This window comes from Parageobacillus thermantarcticus, assembly GCF_900111865.1.
GTDB classification, from domain to species: Bacteria; Bacillota; Bacilli; order Bacillales; family Anoxybacillaceae; genus Parageobacillus; species Parageobacillus thermantarcticus.
The window spans coordinates 161227-179752 of sequence record NZ_FOJS01000003.1 but is presented as its reverse complement, the minus strand read 5'-3'; the positions used below and the strand labels follow the sequence as shown (position 1 = coordinate 179752).

The 18526-nt window shown below is 46.2% G+C and carries 17 protein-coding genes; 14 read left to right on the top strand and 3 right to left on the bottom strand.

Features of this window, described 5'->3' with window-relative positions:
• From BM278_RS04090 to BM278_RS04080, 3 genes are all read left to right on the top strand, one after another.
• Positions 1-297 (top strand): transposase (locus BM278_RS04090; protein WP_143093416.1); only part of this gene is annotated, 297 nt, incomplete at its 5' end.
• A 116-nt stretch (positions 298-413) separates the two neighbouring features.
• Positions 414-974 (top strand): hypothetical protein, encoded by a 561-nt coding sequence (locus tag BM278_RS04085; protein WP_090948076.1) that lies wholly within the window; start codon positions 414-416, stop codon positions 972-974.
• 77 nt (positions 975-1051) lie between these two features.
• The gene (locus tag BM278_RS04080) at positions 1052-2098 is read left to right on the top strand and encodes a hypothetical protein (protein WP_090948075.1); all 1047 of its coding nucleotides are present in this window, start codon (positions 1052-1054) and stop codon (positions 2096-2098) included.
• Between the two features lie 849 nt (positions 2099-2947).
• Here the strand turns inward: BM278_RS04080 and BM278_RS04070 are convergent.
• From BM278_RS04070 to BM278_RS04065, 3 genes are all read right to left on the bottom strand, one after another.
• Positions 2948-3580, bottom strand: a complete 633-nt coding sequence (locus tag BM278_RS04070) for an ABC transporter permease (RefSeq protein WP_341871180.1) — start codon at positions 3578-3580, stop codon at positions 2948-2950.
• Between the two features lie 148 nt (positions 3581-3728).
• A complete protein-coding gene (locus BM278_RS19570; protein ID WP_244151087.1) occupies positions 3729-3896 on the bottom strand; it encodes a hypothetical protein in 168 nt (55 codons plus the stop codon).
• Between the two features lie 425 nt (positions 3897-4321).
• Positions 4322-6061 (bottom strand): Rqc2 family fibronectin-binding protein, encoded by a 1740-nt coding sequence (locus tag BM278_RS04065; RefSeq protein ID WP_090948073.1) that lies wholly within the window; start codon positions 6059-6061, stop codon positions 4322-4324.
• A gap of 112 nt (positions 6062-6173) precedes the next feature.
• Here BM278_RS04065 and BM278_RS04060 point away from each other — a divergent pair, with 112 nt between their 5' ends.
• The 11 genes from BM278_RS04060 (at position 6174) to rlmN (ending at position 18526) form a co-directional block, all read left to right on the top strand.
• Positions 6174-8846, top strand: a complete 2673-nt coding sequence (locus BM278_RS04060) for a cation-translocating P-type ATPase (RefSeq protein ID WP_090948072.1) — start codon at positions 6174-6176, stop codon at positions 8844-8846.
• 88 nt (positions 8847-8934) lie between these two features.
• Positions 8935-9810, top strand: coding sequence for a YicC/YloC family endoribonuclease (locus BM278_RS04055; RefSeq protein WP_090948071.1), 876 nt, complete (start codon positions 8935-8937; stop codon positions 9808-9810).
• 57 nt (positions 9811-9867) lie between these two features.
• Positions 9868-10131 carry an extracellular matrix/biofilm regulator RemA gene (remA, locus tag BM278_RS04050; RefSeq protein ID WP_090948070.1) on the top strand — a complete coding sequence of 88 codons (264 nt, stop codon included), beginning with the start codon at positions 9868-9870 and terminating at the stop codon, positions 10129-10131.
• Positions 10132-10141: 10 nt separating this feature from the next.
• Entirely contained in the window at positions 10142-10759 is a 618-nt protein-coding gene (gmk, locus tag BM278_RS04045; RefSeq protein WP_208601739.1) for a guanylate kinase, read from the top strand.
• Positions 10760-10762: 3 nt separating this feature from the next.
• The gene (gene rpoZ / locus BM278_RS04040; protein ID WP_017437139.1) at positions 10763-10963 is read left to right on the top strand and encodes a DNA-directed RNA polymerase subunit omega; all 201 of its coding nucleotides are present in this window, start codon (positions 10763-10765) and stop codon (positions 10961-10963) included.
• A 57-nt stretch (positions 10964-11020) separates the two neighbouring features.
• Entirely contained in the window at positions 11021-12226 is a 1206-nt protein-coding gene (gene coaBC / locus BM278_RS04035) for a bifunctional phosphopantothenoylcysteine decarboxylase/phosphopantothenate--cysteine ligase CoaBC (RefSeq protein ID WP_090948068.1), read from the top strand.
• Positions 12223-14637, top strand: coding sequence for a primosomal protein N' (gene priA / locus BM278_RS04030; protein ID WP_090948067.1), 2415 nt, complete (start codon positions 12223-12225; stop codon positions 14635-14637). The genes coaBC and priA overlap by 4 nt, the downstream gene beginning before the upstream one ends.
• A 15-nt stretch (positions 14638-14652) precedes the next feature.
• Positions 14653-15126, top strand: coding sequence for a peptide deformylase (gene def / locus BM278_RS04025; protein ID WP_090948066.1), 474 nt, complete (start codon positions 14653-14655; stop codon positions 15124-15126).
• A gap of 10 nt (positions 15127-15136) precedes the next feature.
• The gene (gene fmt / locus BM278_RS04020; RefSeq protein WP_090948065.1) at positions 15137-16093 is read left to right on the top strand and encodes a methionyl-tRNA formyltransferase; all 957 of its coding nucleotides are present in this window, start codon (positions 15137-15139) and stop codon (positions 16091-16093) included.
• Positions 16083-17426, top strand: coding sequence for a 16S rRNA (cytosine(967)-C(5))-methyltransferase RsmB (rsmB, locus tag BM278_RS04015; RefSeq protein WP_090948064.1), 1344 nt, complete (start codon positions 16083-16085; stop codon positions 17424-17426). Before fmt ends, rsmB begins: the two co-directional genes overlap by 11 nt.
• 5 nt (positions 17427-17431) lie before the next feature.
• The gene (gene rlmN / locus BM278_RS04010) at positions 17432-18526 is read left to right on the top strand and encodes a dual-specificity RNA methyltransferase RlmN (protein WP_090948063.1); all 1095 of its coding nucleotides are present in this window, start codon (positions 17432-17434) and stop codon (positions 18524-18526) included.

Genomic DNA, 18526 nt, shown 5'->3' with positions numbered 1-18526 from the left:
CTCCAACATTTTCGCTATGTATCCAAAAGCCAAGGCGAACGACAGGCGAAACGTCGCTTGGAAGCTTGGATTCATCGGTATTTGTTTTGTACTTGTTCTGTTGTGCGTGCCATCGCAAAAGCACTCGCAAAACGAACAGAAGAAATCATTTCGTGCATTTTGTCGCCTTATTCGAATGGGAAAATGGAAGGGACGAATAACAAGATCAAGCTGATCAAACGCCGAGGGTATGGATACAGAAATATCCAAAGATTTGCATTGCGAGTTCGGCTAGAAACGGCTGCCACACTTCAATGATAGATGCAAGTACATCTTTTGGTGATGAACCATATTTTTTTAAAATTTACTATTGTATATTATTTTTTTATAATTTATAATAAAATTGTAAAAAATAAGAAAGTAAGGGAGAGGAAATGAAGAAAATGAAGTTTTTGAAATTTGGACTTGCTACAGCTTTGTCGGTTTCTTTAGTTTCTTTTTCTTCAGGAGGAGTTTTTGCAAAAGAGAATGAAGAAAATATTTCGGAATTGTGGGAGAAGTCCGTCAATTATAGCAATGAGGAAAACTTGAGAGCAGTAGTAGAAGACGGAAAAGTGACGCCTCAAGGATCAACTACTATATCCACAGTAGGGACAGGCTCGACATATATTTATGTTTCAGAATCTTCGGCATCTTTAGGAACAAAAGGAATTACTCCACAAGCGTATCCTGTTAGTGAAGTGAAGGCTGTTGGAAAAACGACGAGCAAAGTTACTCTTTCATCTCATGGAGTAACTACGACATTAATGCTTAATGGAAGCTCTATAGGTACTCAGAGAGATACTGGGTTAGGAAAAACTACTGATACAGCAACAGTTTATCATTATCCTGGAAGTGTTCCTTCGGGATGGGAATATCGGGCTACTTCCCATCATACTTTATCTACTTCTACTAATACGTTCATTGCTGATACAGGAGATAGTATAAGATTTTAATAAAAACTAAAAGCTCAAAATGCCGGGCATTTTGAGCTTTTTCATCAAAGTGAAAACGGAAGGTGGAAAATGATAAAATGGAACGAAAAAAAAGCTATTTGATTATAGCACTCATTATGCTTTCTGTATTGCTGTTTTCAGGATGCAATAATTTTTTAAAAAAAGAAAATGAAAAAGAAAATAGACAACCCTTACATACAAGTGATACTATCTCTTTTCATGAAAATAAACATTTTGTTATACCAGATGATGCGCAGAAACAGCTTGGATTTACTCCTGATACCGCGACTTCATTTAAAGTTGATTCGAAACTGAAAAAAAAGTGGATGATTGATAATGAATCGATTGATATTGTTTCTTTAAAATCTGGAATAAAACAATTCACGCTCAACTTTATCATTGATAGTCTAAAAGATAGAGATCGTCACTTTCGTCTGTTTATTTTTCATAATCAAAAATTTATCAAATTTTCGGTTAACAATAAAAAATATACATATTATGATATTAACATGAAAGGAAACGGATCCTTAGAAATTCCGATCCATGTCCCTGTATCAGATAATTATGATTTTAGTGAGTATTTGCTTATTTTAATTGATAAAGATCAAAAACGATTTTTTACGGAAAACATACCTGTAACGAAGGTATTAGTAAGTAAAAGAAATAAAAATGATTTCTCTAAAATATCATCACATATAAAATTGGATAATGTTCAAAAGATATTTAAGAAGGAAAACAGTAAAAGCAACGAATTTGGTCTGCCATCTGTTGTTTTGTTAAACGATCGCTTCACTCCTTTAAAAGTAGAAGAGGTTAATAAAGCACGGTATGTTCGAATTGATCAAAGTCCGCACAAAATGGTGGAGGAGATCATGTTTTTTGATATGGAAGGAAATATATATGGAATAAGAGGAAAACACCCTCTTTCTTATACGCTTGAACAACCAAAAGACCAAGATTTTATTATTCCTATTCCAAAAGAAATCACTTCATCTAGCAAAGGGAGGTTTTTCTTGTTAATTAACAACAATCCAAGAGAAGAAAGTTTTATTCATCTAAATGATATAAAAAAAGGAAAAAGCAATTTTTTTTTAAATTTTTCTAATATATATGAAATACGATAAGGTTTATGAAGGAACTAGGAGAAAAGAGGCGATTTTTAGGAGTTTTTCCTCCTATTTTCACGATGAAAGTAAAATATCCGTAACTATTGAGCCCATCATAGCTAATTTGCTAGAAAGCAACACGAAGAGGGCGTTTTCTCTTGATGAAAACCCCCTGTCGTGTCTAGGGGAAAGAAGACAATAGACAATGAAAGACGGCCTTCCAGCAATGCTGGAGAGTATCCCATACGCGTTTCTTCTGTTTTTTGATCGTTGGGATGACGCTGCGCACGAGACAAAGACGTGCACATCTTCTTCTCCCCGAAAGGTACCGGAAATGTGCTGCTTGATTTTAGCCATCCGCAAATCCCATTCCGCATAAGTGTAAATTATCACTTTATTTCGGAACAAAAGAGCCATTTTTTTTTTTGGCACACGGCCAACGATTGGGGAAGAAGACTTCACCATCCCGTTTCAGCTAAAATGAAAATATACAATAGCAACAAAGGAGGATGCCGATGTCTCGTCCTCGGTTTTCCAACGTATTGTACGAGCAATATTGGGCGCTGCGGGAACAAAGCGATGAGTGGCTCGAAATATATTGATGGAACTGTATATATGGTTCCTTCTCCGGGCCTTAAGCACCAGCTTGTCTCGAGCAATTTCCATACCGAGTTCGGCCTTTATTTTCGTGGAAAAGCCGTGCAAAGTGTTTGCAGCGCCGACGGTGTGTTGTGCAGCGAGGTCTTTCCCCTTCATCCGCATCTCGATGGGGGCACAAGGGATTCGTACGCTTGCGGCAGCTGTTCGAGATGAATGAAGCGGGTTATAAGTGAATGCAAAAGACATTTTCGGCTTAGCGCGTTGCAGCTATACGTAACTTCCCAACCTTCCTGTCTTTCTTGCCCAGTTCCACTGCCAGCGGAGGATGCTTGCGCCGACCAAGATCCAAAAACAAGAAACGAGCGACGCGGGCACGAGCGCTTGCCAACCGGCGCGCATGCCTTGCACGGCCCAAGAGAGAGGAGAAAGGGAATTGAGAATGTGAAAGACGGACGGAAGCAGCTTCGGTGAAAGAAAGAAACCGGAAAACATCAGTAAATAGTAAAGCAGTACTTCCGTGACCGCCCCGACTTGTTTCAACCGAAAAGACAATCCAAGAATAAAGACGCCGATGCCGATCATGCCCAGGAGGCTGATTCCGCAAAATACCGCTATGTTGCCGATGAGCGCCAACGTTCCTTTCCAAATGTCTGAAAACCCGATCATGGCGGCGGCACACACGAGAAAAAGGATGATCCAGGCCAGCGATAACATGATTTCCGAAAGAATGATCCCGATTAAAAGTTGCCATGGAGGTGTTTTTGTCGACAGCGCTTGCTCTGCGGTGCCTAAATACGCTTCTTCAATCGCGATATTTCCAAGTTTTGAAATGAGATGGGCGCTTAAATACCAAAGGCTAAAGCCAAACAATCGAACGGCCGCTTCTTTGCCGGTCTGCACGGGGCTTGCATACAATGTGCCGAGGAAAAAAATAAATTTGATGATCAGTCCGACTGTAAAATCAAACCAATAACGGCGGTATTCGGCTCGTTTTTTTAAAAATGTGCTGCGACGACTCGTGAGATGGGCATCGACAACACCTCCTTAGCTAGGCACGTAAAACCGAGCCAATGGATGAGAGAAAGTGGGTTTCAAGATCATCAGGTGTGGGAAATTGGTCTTTTTTCCCTTCCCATATGATTTTCCCGTCTCTCATAAAGAAGAACTTGCTTCTGACGACATGGGCAAACGGAATATCGTGCGTCGTAATGAGCACCGTATTCCACCATTCGTTTTCTTGTGTCAGCAATTTCCTCATATGGCGTTGTGATTCGACATCAAGGCCAAGTGTCGGTTCATCGAGAAAAAGAATCGGCGCTCCTTTCTAATTTTTTGATAAGTCTTTATTTTAATACAATTATAGTAAAAAATTGCCTGTCAAGCATGATCGTCACTTAAAATTCGAACTCTCTCGATAAAAACTTGGAAGATTTTTGTTCTGATGTCAAATGAATCCTTGAAACGTAAGCCAAGTCAAGGATTGTTCGCATTATCCATCTACAAAAAATATGATTTTGTTTAAACGATAATCGTTGGGCTGTCCCCAAAGGCCGGCTAGCTGGCCTTTAGGACAGCCCTATGTCTTTTGGTGGTAATAGCCCGCTGCTACTTTGGCGGTGGGAATTGGCGAGCGGCGGCCGCTTACGACTGCTTCGCCGCTCTTTCTTTTTGCCGCTGTTTCATGGCGCGGACAAGTTCTTCATCCGGTGTGACGTAGAGCGTTTGCTCATTTTCATAAATGACGAACCCCGGTTTGGCGCCGCTCGGTTTTTTCACATAGCGGATGCGCGTGTAATCGACAGGAACGGAGCTTGATTGCCGCGCTTTGCTGAAGTAGGCGGCGAGATTGGCGGCCTCTAAAATCGTTTGTTCCGATGGGTTTTTGCTGCGGATGACGACATGAGAGCCGGGAATGTCTTTTGTGTGCAGCCAAATTTCATCTTTCCGAGCAAGTTTGTTGGTTAAATAGTCGTTTTGTTTATTGTTTTTTCCGACGAGAATTTCCGTGCCGTCGCTCGCGATATATCGTTCAAGTTCGATCGCCCGCTGTTTTTGTTTTTTCGATTGTTTTGTAGCGCGCGCCCGCAAATAGCCTTGTTCGATCAGTTCTTCGCGAATTTCCTCGACATCTTTCGGCGCGGCGGTTTCGAGCTGCTGGAGAAGCGTATCGAAATAAGCGATCTCTTCATTTGTGCGCTCGATTTGCTCTTGGACGATGTTCAGCGAATTTTTCGCTTTTTGGTATTTTTGAAAATAGTTTTGCGCGTTTTCTGACGGCGATTTTTGCGGATCAAGCGGAATCGTGATGGTCGCGCCGTTTTCGTCGTAATAATTGACCACTTCGATTTCTTTCATTCCCCGCTCGACGGCGTACAAGTTAGCGGTTAGCAGCTCCCCGTAAAGCCGATATTGTTCCGCTTGTTTTGCCTCCTTCAATGTTTGCTGAAGCTTGACCAGCTTTTTCTCGTTTTTCGCTTTTTCGTTCACAATAAACCGCTCAAGGTCATGCGCTTGCTGTTTGACGCGGTCGCGCTCGGCTTTGCCGAAGTAAAAGCGGTCCAACAGTTCGCTCGGCGTGGCAAACGGTTTCGCTTCCGCCTGCAGATGGGCAAGCGGGAGCACGTAAAACCATTCTTTTTCGCCGTTTGTATACATCGCCGGCGCAAAGCGATGGGCGCGCACCTCGTCCATCAAGGAGACAAAGCTTTTTGGCAGCGTCGCCCGGTTCGCGAGCCCGGCGCGAAATACCGCTTCTTTCGCAAACAGCGGCGAGATGCCGGAAAATGTGGCGACGAGCTGGTCGGCTAGTTTGCCGGCATGAAAATCGATTTTTTTCACGACTGTTTCTTCGGTCGCCTCAAGCGGGTTGATTTTTCCGTGCGACGGCGGCGCGATATATTCATGTCCGGGAAGCACGGTGCGATAGCGGTTGACGGAAGGGGAGAGATGTTTAATGCTGTCGATAATCGTGTTCGTTTCTTTGTCAACTAAGATGATGTTGCTGTGCCGCCCCATGATTTCCGCGATTAATTGTTTTGTATGAATATCGCCGATTTCATCCCGCCCTTTCGTCTCAATGATAACGATGCGGTCAAAATCGACTTGCCGGATCGCTTCGATAATGCTTCCTTCCAAATGTTTGCGCAACAGCATGCAAAACATCGGCGGTTCGGCCGGATTGTCGTACGTTTCGTTCGTCAAATGAACGCGCGCGTAGCTTGGATGCGCGGATAAAAGCAGTTTATAATTTCGTCCGTGCGAGCGGATTTGCAGGACTAATTCGTACACTGCCGGTTGATGGATTTTTGTGATGCGCCCTCCCTCGAGCGCCTGCTGTAATTCGTTTACGACCGCATAGGTAAACACTCCGTCAAATGACATAAAAAACACCTTTCTCTTTGTTTTGTTGCTTCACTAATAACATATCATATCATTTTTTCGGACATGTCTGAATAAGCTTTCATAGAAAAATAAAGAGGGAGGAGAAGCGACGATGCAGTGGCATACGCTTGCGGCGAACGAAGTGGCGAAAGAAACAAATACCGACATTACGAGGGGCTTAACGACAGAGGAAGCAAAAAAGCGTTTGAAGCGGTTCGGATATAACGAATTAAAGGAAGCGAAAAAACAGTCGGCGCTTTTATTGTTTTTCAATCAGTTTAAAGATTTTATGGTGCTCGTACTTCTTGTAGCGACGGTCATTTCCGGATTACTTGGGGAGTATGTCGATGCCATTGCCATTATCATTATTGTCATCATGAATGGGCTTTTAGGCTTTTTCCAAGAGCGCCGCGCCGAGAAATCGCTGGAAGCGCTGAAAAAATTATCGGCGCCGCAGGCAATGGTATTGCGCGACGGGGAATGGGTGAAAATTCCGGCGCGGGAGCTTGTTGTCGGCGATATTATAAAGTTTTTCAGCGGGGACAGAATAGGTGCCGATGTCCGCATCATTGAGGCAAAAGGGCTGGAAATCGAAGAAGCGGCGTTGACAGGCGAGTCGGTGCCGACGGCGAAATCAGCAGCACCGCTTATGAATGAAAATGTGGCGATCGGCGATTTGCGCAATATGGCTTTTATGGGAACGCTTGTAACAAGAGGAAACGGTGTCGGCATCGTGATTGCAACAGGAATGAAAACGGCAATGGGGCAAATTGCCAACCTTCTTCAAGAAGCCGATACAGTCATGACGCCGCTGCAGCGAAGGCTCGAGCAACTCGGCAAAATTTTAATTGTCGTTGCGTTATTGCTTACGGTTCTCGTTGTCGCATTTGGAGTCATTCGCGGGCACCGTTTGTATGAAATGTTTTTAGCCGGCGTTTCGCTGGCAGTTGCCGCGATTCCGGAAGGGCTGCCGGCGATTGTCACCATTGCGCTCGCGCTTGGCGTGCAGCGGATGATTAAGAAAAACGCGATCGTCCGCAAGCTTCCGGCGGTGGAAACGCTAGGTTGCGCTTCTGTCATTTGCTCCGACAAAACGGGAACAATGACGGAAAATATGATGACGGTGACGCATATTTGGGCAAGCGGAAAAACGTGGACGGTAAGCGGCGCCGGATTAGAGACATCGGGGCAATTTTATGAAAACGGGCGCCCGATCGACAGCAAAAAAGAGGCAGTCTTACAGCAGTTGCTGATGTTTGGTGCGCTTTGCAATAGCTCACAGCTGAAAGAAAAAAAGGGACGGCGCTACATCGACGGCGATCCGACCGAAGGCGCTTTGCTTGTCGCTGCGATGAAGGCGGGGTTGACGAAAAAACGCATCGAAGCCGAGTTTATTATAGAACAAGAATTTCCTTTTGATTCTGAACGGAAGATGATGACGGTCATTGTGAAAGATAAAGCAGGGAGACGATTCATTGTGACAAAAGGAGCACCGGATGTGTTGTTGCAAGTGTGCGGGCAAATTTGCTGGAACGGCCGTGAACAAACGATGACAATGGCGTGGAGAAAAACGGTGCAAGATGTCATTCGCAAAATGGCAAACGAAGCCCTTCGCACGATTGCCATCGCCTATCGCCCGCTACAAGCCCAAGAGCGAATCACGTCGGAAAAAGAGGCGGAGAAAAATCTCGTGTTTATCGGAATCCAAGCGATGATCGACCCGCCGCGGCCGGAAGTGAAAAAAGCGGTGCAGCAATGTAAAGAAGCAGGCATTAAAACCGTCATGATTACCGGTGATCATGTACTTACCGCCAAAGCGATTGCCAAGCAGCTCGGGGTGCTGCCGCCGAACGGAAAAGTCATCGACGGTCCGACGTTATCGCGGCTTTCGATCGATGAACTCGAAGGAGTAGTCGATGATATTTACGTATTTGCCCGCGTTTCGCCAGAGCATAAATTAAAAATTGTCAAAGCATTGCAACGGCGGGGACATATTGTCGCGATGACGGGAGATGGCGTCAACGATGCTCCGGCAATAAAAGCTGCTGACATCGGCGTGGCGATGGGGCGGTCGGGCACGGATGTCGCGAAAGAAGCGGCGGCGCTTGTGCTGCTTGACGATAACTTTGCGACGATTCAAGCGGCAATTCAAGAAGGAAGAAATATTTACGAAAACATTCGCAAATTTATCCGCTATTTGTTAGCATCGAATGTCGGTGAGATTTTCGTCATGTTGTTTGCGATGCTGCTGGCTTTGCCGCTTCCGCTTGTGCCGATCCAAATTTTATGGGTGAACCTTGTCACCGACGGCCTTCCGGCGATGGCGCTCGGGCTTGACCGTGCGGAAGAGAACGTCATGAAGCGTCCGCCGCGCCATCCGAAAGAAGGAGTATTTGCGCGCGGACTTGGCTGGAAAATCATTAGCCGCGGCTTTGTCATTGGGATGGTGACGCTGGCGGCGTTTATGACCGCGTATGAACGAAGCGGGTACGAACTTGTCTATGCACAGACGGTGGCGTTCGCGACGTTAGTGATGGCCCAGCTTATTCATGTGTTCGACTGCCGCTGCGAGCGCTCCATTTTTGACCGCAATCCGTTCGAAAATATTTATCTTGTCGGCGCTGTGATGATATCCGTATTGTTGATGCTTGTCGTTATTTACTATCCACCGCTGCAAGAAATTTTTCATACGGCAACGATCGCTCTGTTTGACTGGCTGCTCATTATTGGGTTAGCGGCGCTTCCGACATTTTTGTTTTCCGGTTCGTTTTTTGCGAGAAAATAAAACGGAGATATGCTATAATATTCGAGGTGATAGAGGATGACTCTATGACCTTTTCTTTTTGGCATTTCACATAAACGGATGTGATGACATGGTTTATAGCATGACAGGCTTTGGACGCAGCACGAAAAAAAATGAACAGCTAAGCATTACGGTGGAAATGAAATCGGTGAACCACCGCTTTTGTGAAATTTCTGTTCGCATCCCTAGACAATGGGTTGCTTTTGAGGATAAAATAAAAAAAGTAATTTTACAGCACGTAAAACGTGGAAAAGTCGAGGTTTTTGTCAATATCGAAGGCGATGGCTTAGTAAAGCGAAAGCTGCATATTGATTGGGATTTAATGAAGGAATATTATCATAGTTTGCAAAGAGCGAATGAACAATTTTCTTTGCGTGACCAAGTGACGCTTTCCCATTTATTTCAGCTCGAAGGTGTGACAGAAATTGTTGAAGAAGAAACGGAAAATGAAGAATTGGAGCAGCTTTTGCTTGCTGCGGTGAAAGAAGCGGCAGAGCAACTCGCGTTTATGCGCAAACAGGAAGGAGAGACGCTTCTTGCGGATATACAAACACAGCTCTCTTCTATTGAAAAAAGCGTGCAAGTGATTGAAAAACAGGCGCCTTTCGTCATTGAATATTATCGCGAGCGGCTAACAAAGCGCATCCATGAACTTAGTCCGCTTCCTGCCGATGAGTCGCGCATTTTAACAGAAGTGGCGATTTTCGCGGAAAAATCAGATATTAACGAAGAACTGAAACGGATTCGCAGCCATCTTCAGCAAGTTGTCGCAACGTTGGAGAAAGATGAACCGATCGGGCGAAAGCTTGATTTTTTAGTGCAAGAGCTGAACCGCGAAGCGAACACGATCGGGGCAAAAGCGAATGACAGTCTCATCGCCATGCAAGTCGTAGAGATAAAAAGCGCGCTCGAAAAAATAAAAGAACAAGTGCAAAATATCGAGTGATCGTTTTAGAACAACTTGATTGCGGCAACAATAATGTTTATGGCAGGTGGGCGTTTCGTGACAGTAAAATTCATTAACATCGGCTATGGAAATATGGTATCTGCCGCTCGGATTATTACAATTGTCAACCCCGATTCCGCGCCGATTAAACGGATGATTCAAGACGCAAAAGAGAGCGGAAAATTAGTGGATGCCACTCATGGAAGGAGAACGCGCGCTGTCATTATTATGGACAGCGATCATGTCATACTATCTTCCGTTCAACCGGAAACGGTAGCCAACCGTTTATATGGAAACGATGATTTCACGGAGGAAGGGTAGGTTTTATACGTTGATGAGCGAAAGAGGATTGTTGATTGTGCTATCTGGACCGTCTGGTGTCGGCAAAGGAACGGTAAGAAAAGCGTTGTTTTCGCAGCCGGATATTAATTTGCATTATTCCGTTTCCGTCACGACGCGGAAACCGCGAGAAGGCGAAGTCGATGGCGTCGATTATTTCTTTAAAACGCGCGAAGAATTTGAGCAAATGATTCGTGAAAACAAATTGCTGGAGTGGGCGGAATACGTCGGCAATTACTATGGAACGCCGATCGACTATGTAGAAAAAACATTGCAGGAAGGAAAAGATGTGTTTTTGGAAATCGAAGTGCAAGGCGCGATGCAAGTGCGCAAAGTGTTTCCGGAAGGTCTCTTCATTTTTCTAGCCCCTCCAAGTTTAAGCGAGCTGAAAAAGCGAATTATAGCGCGCGGCACTGAATCGGAAGAGCTCATTCAAAATCGCTTGAAAACGGCGAAAGAAGAACTGGAAATGATGGATGCGTATGATTATGTCGTCGAAAACGATAAAGTCGAGCTCGCGTGCGAGCGGATTAAAGCGATCGTGATGGCTGAACATTGCCGGCGGGAACGCGTGGCAAAACGTTATAAAAAAATGCTGGGGGTGGAATGAAAGATGTTATATCCTTCCATCGACTTATTAATGCAAAAAGTGGATTCGAAATATAAATTGGTGACTGTTGTTGCCAAACGTGCGCGTCAGCTTCAAGATAATGCTGAATTAACGATTAAAAACCCTGTTTCGAAAAAATTTGTCGGGCAGGCGTTAGAGGAAATTGCTGCGGACCATATCGAATTAGTAGAAGAAGAAAAATAACAACCTAGCTGTTAGGTTGTTATTTTTTTACAAAAGTAGAGCAGAGGTGTTTCAAACATGGTGAAAGGAAAAAACATTTTATTATGTGTAACGGGAGGAATCGCCGCCTACAAAGCTGCCGCCTTAACGAGCCAGCTAACGCAACGCGGCGCCAATGTGAAAGTCATAATGAGCGAGTCTGCCTGCAAATTCATTACTCCGCTCACATTCCAGGCGCTATCGCGCAACGAAGTATATGTCGATACATTTGATGAAAAAAACCCGGCGGTCATTGCCCATATTAACGTAGCAGATTGGGCGGATCTTGTTCTTGTTGCGCCTGCCACCGCCAATACAATTGGAAAATTGGCGCACGGCATCGCCGACAACATGATTACGACAACGCTTTTGGCGACAAAAGCGCCAGTATGGATCGCGCCGGCAATGAATGTTCATATGTACGAACATCCGGCGGTGCAAGCGAATATCGAAACGCTATATCGCTTTGGCTATCGCTTTATTGAGCCGTCGGAAGGATATTTAGCGTGCGGATATGTCGGAAAAGGGAGACTCGAGGAACCAGACAAAATTATTGAAAATATCGAAGCGTATTTTGCCACCCACAATCCTTTCTTAAAAGGGAAAAAAGTGCTTGTTACCGCAGGGCCGACGCGCGAAAAATTGGATCCGGTCCGCTTTTTTTCCAATCGTTCCACAGGGAAAATGGGCTATGCGATTGCGGAAGCAGCGGCGCGCTTTGGCGCGGAGGTGACGCTGATTTCCGGGCCGACCGAATTGGAAGCGCCAGCGAACGTAGAAATCGTCCGCATAGAGTCAGCGCAAGAAATGTACGAAGCAGTGATGGAACGCTTCCCGCATGTTGACATTGTCATTAAAGCGGCGGCGGTGGCCGATTACCGGCCAAAGCATGTGTTTGCGAAAAAGATGAAAAAACAGCCGGGCGACTATGTGATCGAAATGGAAAGAACGACAGATATTTTAAAAACGCTAGGGGAACAAAAAACATCGCAAATTTTAGTCGGATTTGCAGCGGAAACGGATCATGTCGAGGAGTATGCGAAACAAAAATTGGAGAGCAAACAGCTTGATATGGTTGTTGCTAACAACATATCCGAAGAAGGAGCGGGATTTGCCGGAGACACGAATATTGTGACGATTTTCAAACGCGACGGCTCGGTGCGTTCGTTACCGCTTTTACCGAAAAAGCAAGTAGCGGAAGAAATTTTAAAAGAAATTCATCAATATATCGAGGCGATTCGATGAAAATTGCAGAGGTAATTGTTGATGTTCCTGCGCGCCAGACGGACCACCCTTTTGATTATGCGATCCCGGAAAAATGGGAAGACATATTGCAGCCAGGCATGCGCGTCACCGTTCCGTTCGGTCCGCGGCGATTGCAAGGATTTGTTATTCATATTAAGTCGCATTCAGACGTAAAAACGTTGAAACCGATCGAAGCGATTTTAGACGTAACTCCTGTATTAAACGAAGAGCTGCTTGAGCTCGGAAAATATTTAACGGAAACGACGCTCTGTTTTGCGATTTCCGCTTATCAGGCGATGCTGCCGGCGGCGTTGAAAGCAAAATACGAGAAGGAAATTCGGCTCGTCCGCGAAGAAAACCGTTCTTTGCTGCCCGAAGCGATTCAAGCGCTTTTTAAGGGCCGTTCTACGCTCGATTGGAAAGAAGTAGAGCATAGCGATTGGCTGCGGCCGCTACAAAAGGCGATTCAACAAGGCTATTTGGAAGTCGTGTACCATGTAAAAGAAAAAGCGGCAGCGAAAACGGTGAAATACGTAGAATTGGCGCAACCGCATGAAGAAGTCGAGCGGGCGATGAACGCATTGCCAGCGAATGCCGCCAAGCAAAAACAGCTGCTAACCGTTCTTCTGTCAGCAAATGAAGCGATGCCATTGAAGGAGCTGCTCGAACAGACGGGAGCTTCCTATGCTTCGCTTAAATCGTTAATTACCAAAGGACTTGTTGCCGAAAAAGAGATCGAAGTATATCGCGACCCGTACGAGCACCGTTCGTTTGCAAAAACAGCGCCACTTCCGCTTACTGATGAACAGGAAAAAGCGCTTTCCGCCATTGTTGAGCGCGTGCGCGCCAATGAACATGAAGTGTTTTTGCTATACGGTGTGACGGGCAGCGGGAAAACGGAAGTGTATATGCAAGCGATCGAAGAGGTACTGCGGCAAGGAAAAGAAGCGATTGTTCTCGTTCCGGAAATTTCGCTGACACCGCAGATGGTCAAACGGTTTAAAGGGCGCTTCGGTTCGCGAGTGGCAGTGCTTCATAGCGGTTTATCTGTCGGAGAAAAATACGATGAATGGCGAAAAATCCATCGAAAAGAAGTGCAGCTTGTCGTCGGCGCCCGTTCAGCGATTTTCGCTCCGTTTGAAAATCTCGGCATGATTATCATTGATGAAGAACATGAGACAAGTTATAAGCAAGAGGAAAATCCGCGCTATCACGCCCGCGATGTGGCGATTTACCGCGCTCGCGTTCACGGCTGTCCGGTCGTGCTCGGCAGCGCCACTCCTTCGCTTGAATCGTTTGCCCGTGCGAAAAAAGGGGTATATCAGTTACTGACATTGCAAAAACGGGTAAGCGACAATGGGATGCCGAACGTTCATATTGTCGATATGCGGGAAGAACTGCGGAGTGGAAACCGTTCGATGTTTTCGCGCGCATTATTTGAAAAATTGAAAGACCGCCTTCATAAAGGGGAACAGTCTGTATTGTTTTTAAATCGGCGCGGCTATTCGACGTTTGTCATGTGCCGCAGTTGCGGCTATGTGATTCGTTGCCCGCATTGCGATATTTCATTAACGTACCATCGTACCGAACAGCGGCTAAAATGCCATTATTGCGGATACGAAGAACCGATTACGTACCGCTGCCCATCATGTGGAAGCGAGCATATTCGCTTTTTCGGCACAGGGACGCAAAAAGTGGAAGAAGAATTGACGAAACTGCTTCCTGAAGCGCGCGTGATCCGCATGGATGTCGACACGACGAGCCGCAAAGGCGCTCACGAACGTCTACTTGCTGAGTTTGGTGAAGGAAAGGCCGATATTTTGCTTGGCACGCAAATGATTGCGAAAGGCCTTGATTTTCCAAAAATAACGCTTGTCGGCGTGCTTGCTGCCGATACGACGCTCCATCTTCCTGATTTTCGCGCTTCCGAAAAAACGTTTCAGCTGTTGACGCAAGTAAGCGGGCGCGCCGGGCGCCACGAGCTTCCCGGGGAGGTCGTCATCCAAACGTATACGCCGGAGCATTACAGCATCGCGCTTGCCGCGAAACACGATTATGACACGTTTTATCAAAGAGAAATGGTGCTTCGCAAAATGAATGGCTACCCGCCGTTTTACTATTTGACATTAATCACCGTATCTCACCCAGAAATAACAAAAGCGGTGGCCGTAACGGATAAAATTGCGGCATATTTGCGGGCACAGCTGTCAGATGAAGCGATCATTCTCGGTCCTGTCGCTTCGCCGATTGCTCGCCTTCATGATAGATATCGCTACCAATGCATGATAAAATACAAACGGGAGCCGAACATGGCGCGTGCGTTAAGAGCGGTCATCGATCGCTATCAGCACGACGTTTCCCAAGGGGATTTATCGATTACGATCGATACGAACCCATATACGATGATGTAAATGGAGGAAATATCATTGGCGATTTTACCGATTGTCACATATCCAGCAGATATTTTAGAAAAACAGTGCGAGCCGGTAAAGCGGTTTGACCACCAGCTTATTAAGCTGTTGAACGATATGTATGATACGATGATCGACGCCGACGGGGTCGGATTAGCCGCCCCGCAAGTCGGCGTCGCCAAGCAAATCGCTGTCGTCGATGTCGGCGATGAGCACGGCCGGATTGAACTGATCAATCCGCGCATTATCGAAGCGCGCGGGGAGCAAGTCGGTCCGGAAGGCTGCCTCAGCTTCCCGGGGCTGTTTGGCGAAGTAAAGCGCGCCAACTATGTCAAAGTCCGTGCCCAGGACCGACACGGGAGGCTGTTTACGCTGAAAGCAACCGGATTTTTAGCGCGCGCGCTTCAGCACGAAATCGACCATTTAAACGGAATATTGTTTACTTCGAAAGTGATTCGCTATTACGAACCGGAAGAATTAGAAGGGTAGATGAGGAAAGATGATCAACATTGTATTTATGGGAACGCCGGATTTTTCTGTTCCTATATTAAAGCAGCTAATCGAAGACGGCTATCATATCGCCGCCGTCGTCACACAGCCGGATAAGCCGAAAGGGAGAAAGCGGGAGTTGACGCCGCCGCCGGTGAAAGTCGAAGCGGAAAAATACGGAATTCCGGTATTGCAGCCGACTAAAATTCGCGAAAAAGAACAATATGAGCAGGTGCTGGCGTTTGAACCTGATTTAATCGTAACAGCGGCGTTTGGGCAAATTTTGCCAAAAGCGTTGCTTGAGGCGCCGAAATACGGTTGCATTAACGTCCATGCTTCATTGCTTCCGGAATTGCGGGGCGGCGCTCCGATTCACTATGCGATTTTGCAAGGAAAAACAAAAACAGGCGTCACGATCATGTACATGGTGGAAAAATTGGATGCTGGCGATATTTTAACCCAAGTGGAAGTGCCGATTACCGAAACGGATACAGTTGGCACCCTTCATGATAAATTAAGCGCTGCCGGGGCAAAACTGTTATCAGAAACAATTCCGCCATTAGTGGCGGGAAAATTAACGCCGATTAAGCAAGACGAAGAAAAAGCAACATATGCGTACAATATTCAGCGTGAACAAGAAAAAATTGATTGGACGAAATCGGGAGAAGACGTCTATAACCATATCCGCGGCCTCAATCCATGGCCGGTTGCGTACACAACGCACCAAGGAAATATATGGAAGGTTTGGTGGGGAGAAAAAGTTCTGGCCCCGAAAAAAGCGGAACCTGGCACGATTGTTGATATCGTACATGACGGAATTGTCGTTGCGACCGGCAATGAAACGGCCATTAAAATTACCGAATTGCAGCCGGCGGGGAAAAAACGAATGGATGCGGCGCAATTTTTGCGCGGCGCCGGCGCCCATCTCACCATTGGAATGAAGCTAGGAGATGAACATGAAAGCTAAAAACGTAAGAGAAGTCGCTTTGGAAACATTGTTGGCTGTCGAAGAAAAAGAGGCGTACAGCAATTTGTTATTAAATAAAATGATTGAGACGCACCGGCTTTCCGAAAGAGACGTACGGCTTCTGACGGAAATCGTATATGGGACGATTCAGCGCCGCGACACGCTCGATTATTATTTGGCGCCGTTTTTGAAAAAGGCGCGCAAACTAGAGCGGTGGGTTCGCGTGCTTCTTCGTTTGACCCTTTATCAAGTATTATATTTAAATCGCATCCCTAACCGCGCCGCGATTTTCGAGGCGGTGGAAATCGCGAAGAAACGCGGGCATCGAGGGATCGCCTCGCTCGTTAACGGGGTGATGCGCGCCATTTTACGTCAAGGGGTGCCGCCGCTCGAGAAAATTGCCGATGAAGTGGAGCGGCTAGCGGTTGCGACAAGCCATCCGCGCTGGCTCGTGAAGCGTTGGGTTGAACAATACGGGCTGATGGAAACAAAACGGATGTGTGAAACGAACTTGCTTCCGCCAAAGCAAACGGCAAGGGTGAATATCGCAAGAATAACCGTTGAGGAAGCAATGGACAAGCTCAAACAAGAAGGAATGGAAGTGGTGCGCGGCGAGGTCGCCGCGGAAGCGATTCAAGCGAAAAAAGGAAATCTTGCGCATACGGAGGCGTTTCGCCGCGGCTGGATTACGATTCAAGACGAAAGCTCCATGTTAGTGGCGCGGGCGCTCGGACCAAAAGAACACGAACGTGTGCTTGACAGCTGCGCTGCGCCGGGCGGAAAATCGACCCATATCGCGGAATTAATGAACAACACTGGACAAGTGATATGCACGGATATTCATGAACATAAAGTGAATTTAATCGAGGAGAATGCGAAGCGTCTGCGGCTTACGAATATTTCCGCGCGCGCACTTGACAGCAGGCGCTTAGGCGAAGTGTTTGAACGGGAGATGTTCGATAAAATTTTAGTCGATGCTCCGTGCTCGGGGTTTGGCGTCATCCGCCGCAAACCGGATATTAAATATGCGAAAACGGAAGCAGATATTCCTTCCCTTGCCAAGCTGCAGCTTGAAATTTTGCATGCAGTCGCGCCATTGTTAAAAAAGGGTGGCACGCTTGTATATAGCACATGCACGATTGACTGTGAGGAAAATGAAGCGGTCATTGCTCAGTTTTTAGAAGATCATCCGGAATTTTCGCCAGATGAAACGATGAAACAGCGGTTGCCGGAAAAAGTACAGCCATACGTCCACAACGGGCAGCTACATCTCCTTCCTCACTATTTTGGCTCGGACGGATTTTTTATCGCATCATTACGAAAGAAGGTGTAGTTTCATTGGAACAAACAAGCGTTACAAAACGGAAAAACGAACAAACAAGATCACATTTGCCGTCGATTTATTCCCTTACGTTTGAACAGTTAAAAAACTGGATCATCGAGCAAGGAGAAAAACCGTTTCGCGCCACGCAAATATATGAATGGCTATATCAAAAACGGGTCACCAATTTCGCGGAGATGACGAACCTTCCAAAAACGTTGCGCGAAAAATTAAGCGGGCATTTCGATATCACAACGTTAAAAACATTAGTGAAACAAACAGCAAAAGACGGCACGATGAAATTTTTGTTTGAGCTTCACGACGGATATTCGATTGAAACGGTGCTGATGCGCCACAATTACGGAAATTCCATTTGTGTCACGACGCAAGTCGGCTGCCGCATCGGCTGCACGTTTTGCGCTTCGACGCTTGGCGGCCTGAAGCGTCATTTGGAAGCAGGAGAAATTGTAGCACAAGTTGTAAAAGTACAAAAAGAGCTTGATGAGCAGGGAGAACGCATAAGTAGCATCGTTGTCATGGGAATCGGCGAGCCGTTTGACAATTACGATGAACTGATCAAATTTTTGAAAATCGTGAACCATGCAAAAGGGATAAACATCGGTGCCCGACATATCACCGTTTCGACAAGCGGGATTATTCCGAAAATTTATCAGTTTGCGGATGAAGGGATGCAAGTGAATTTCGCTGTTTCGCTACACGCGCCGACGACGGAACTGCGCACGAAGTTAATGCCGATCAATAAAGCGTATCCGCTGCCAAAATTGATGGAAGCTGTCCGCTATTACATCGAAAAAACGGGGAGACGCGTCACGTTTGAATACGGACTGTTCGGCGGAGTGAACGATCAAATCGAACACGCGGAACAGCTGGCCGAACTTATTAAAGGGTTGAAATGCCATGTTAACTTAATTCCGGTGAATTACGTACCGGAACGAAATTACGTGCGAACGCCGCGCGATCAAATTTTCGCGTTTGAACGCGCGTTAAAAAAACACGGAATTAATGTTACGATTCGCCGCGAACAAGGACATGATATTGACGCAGCATGTGGGCAGCTTCGCGCGAAGGAGCGAAAAGAAGAGACGAGGTGA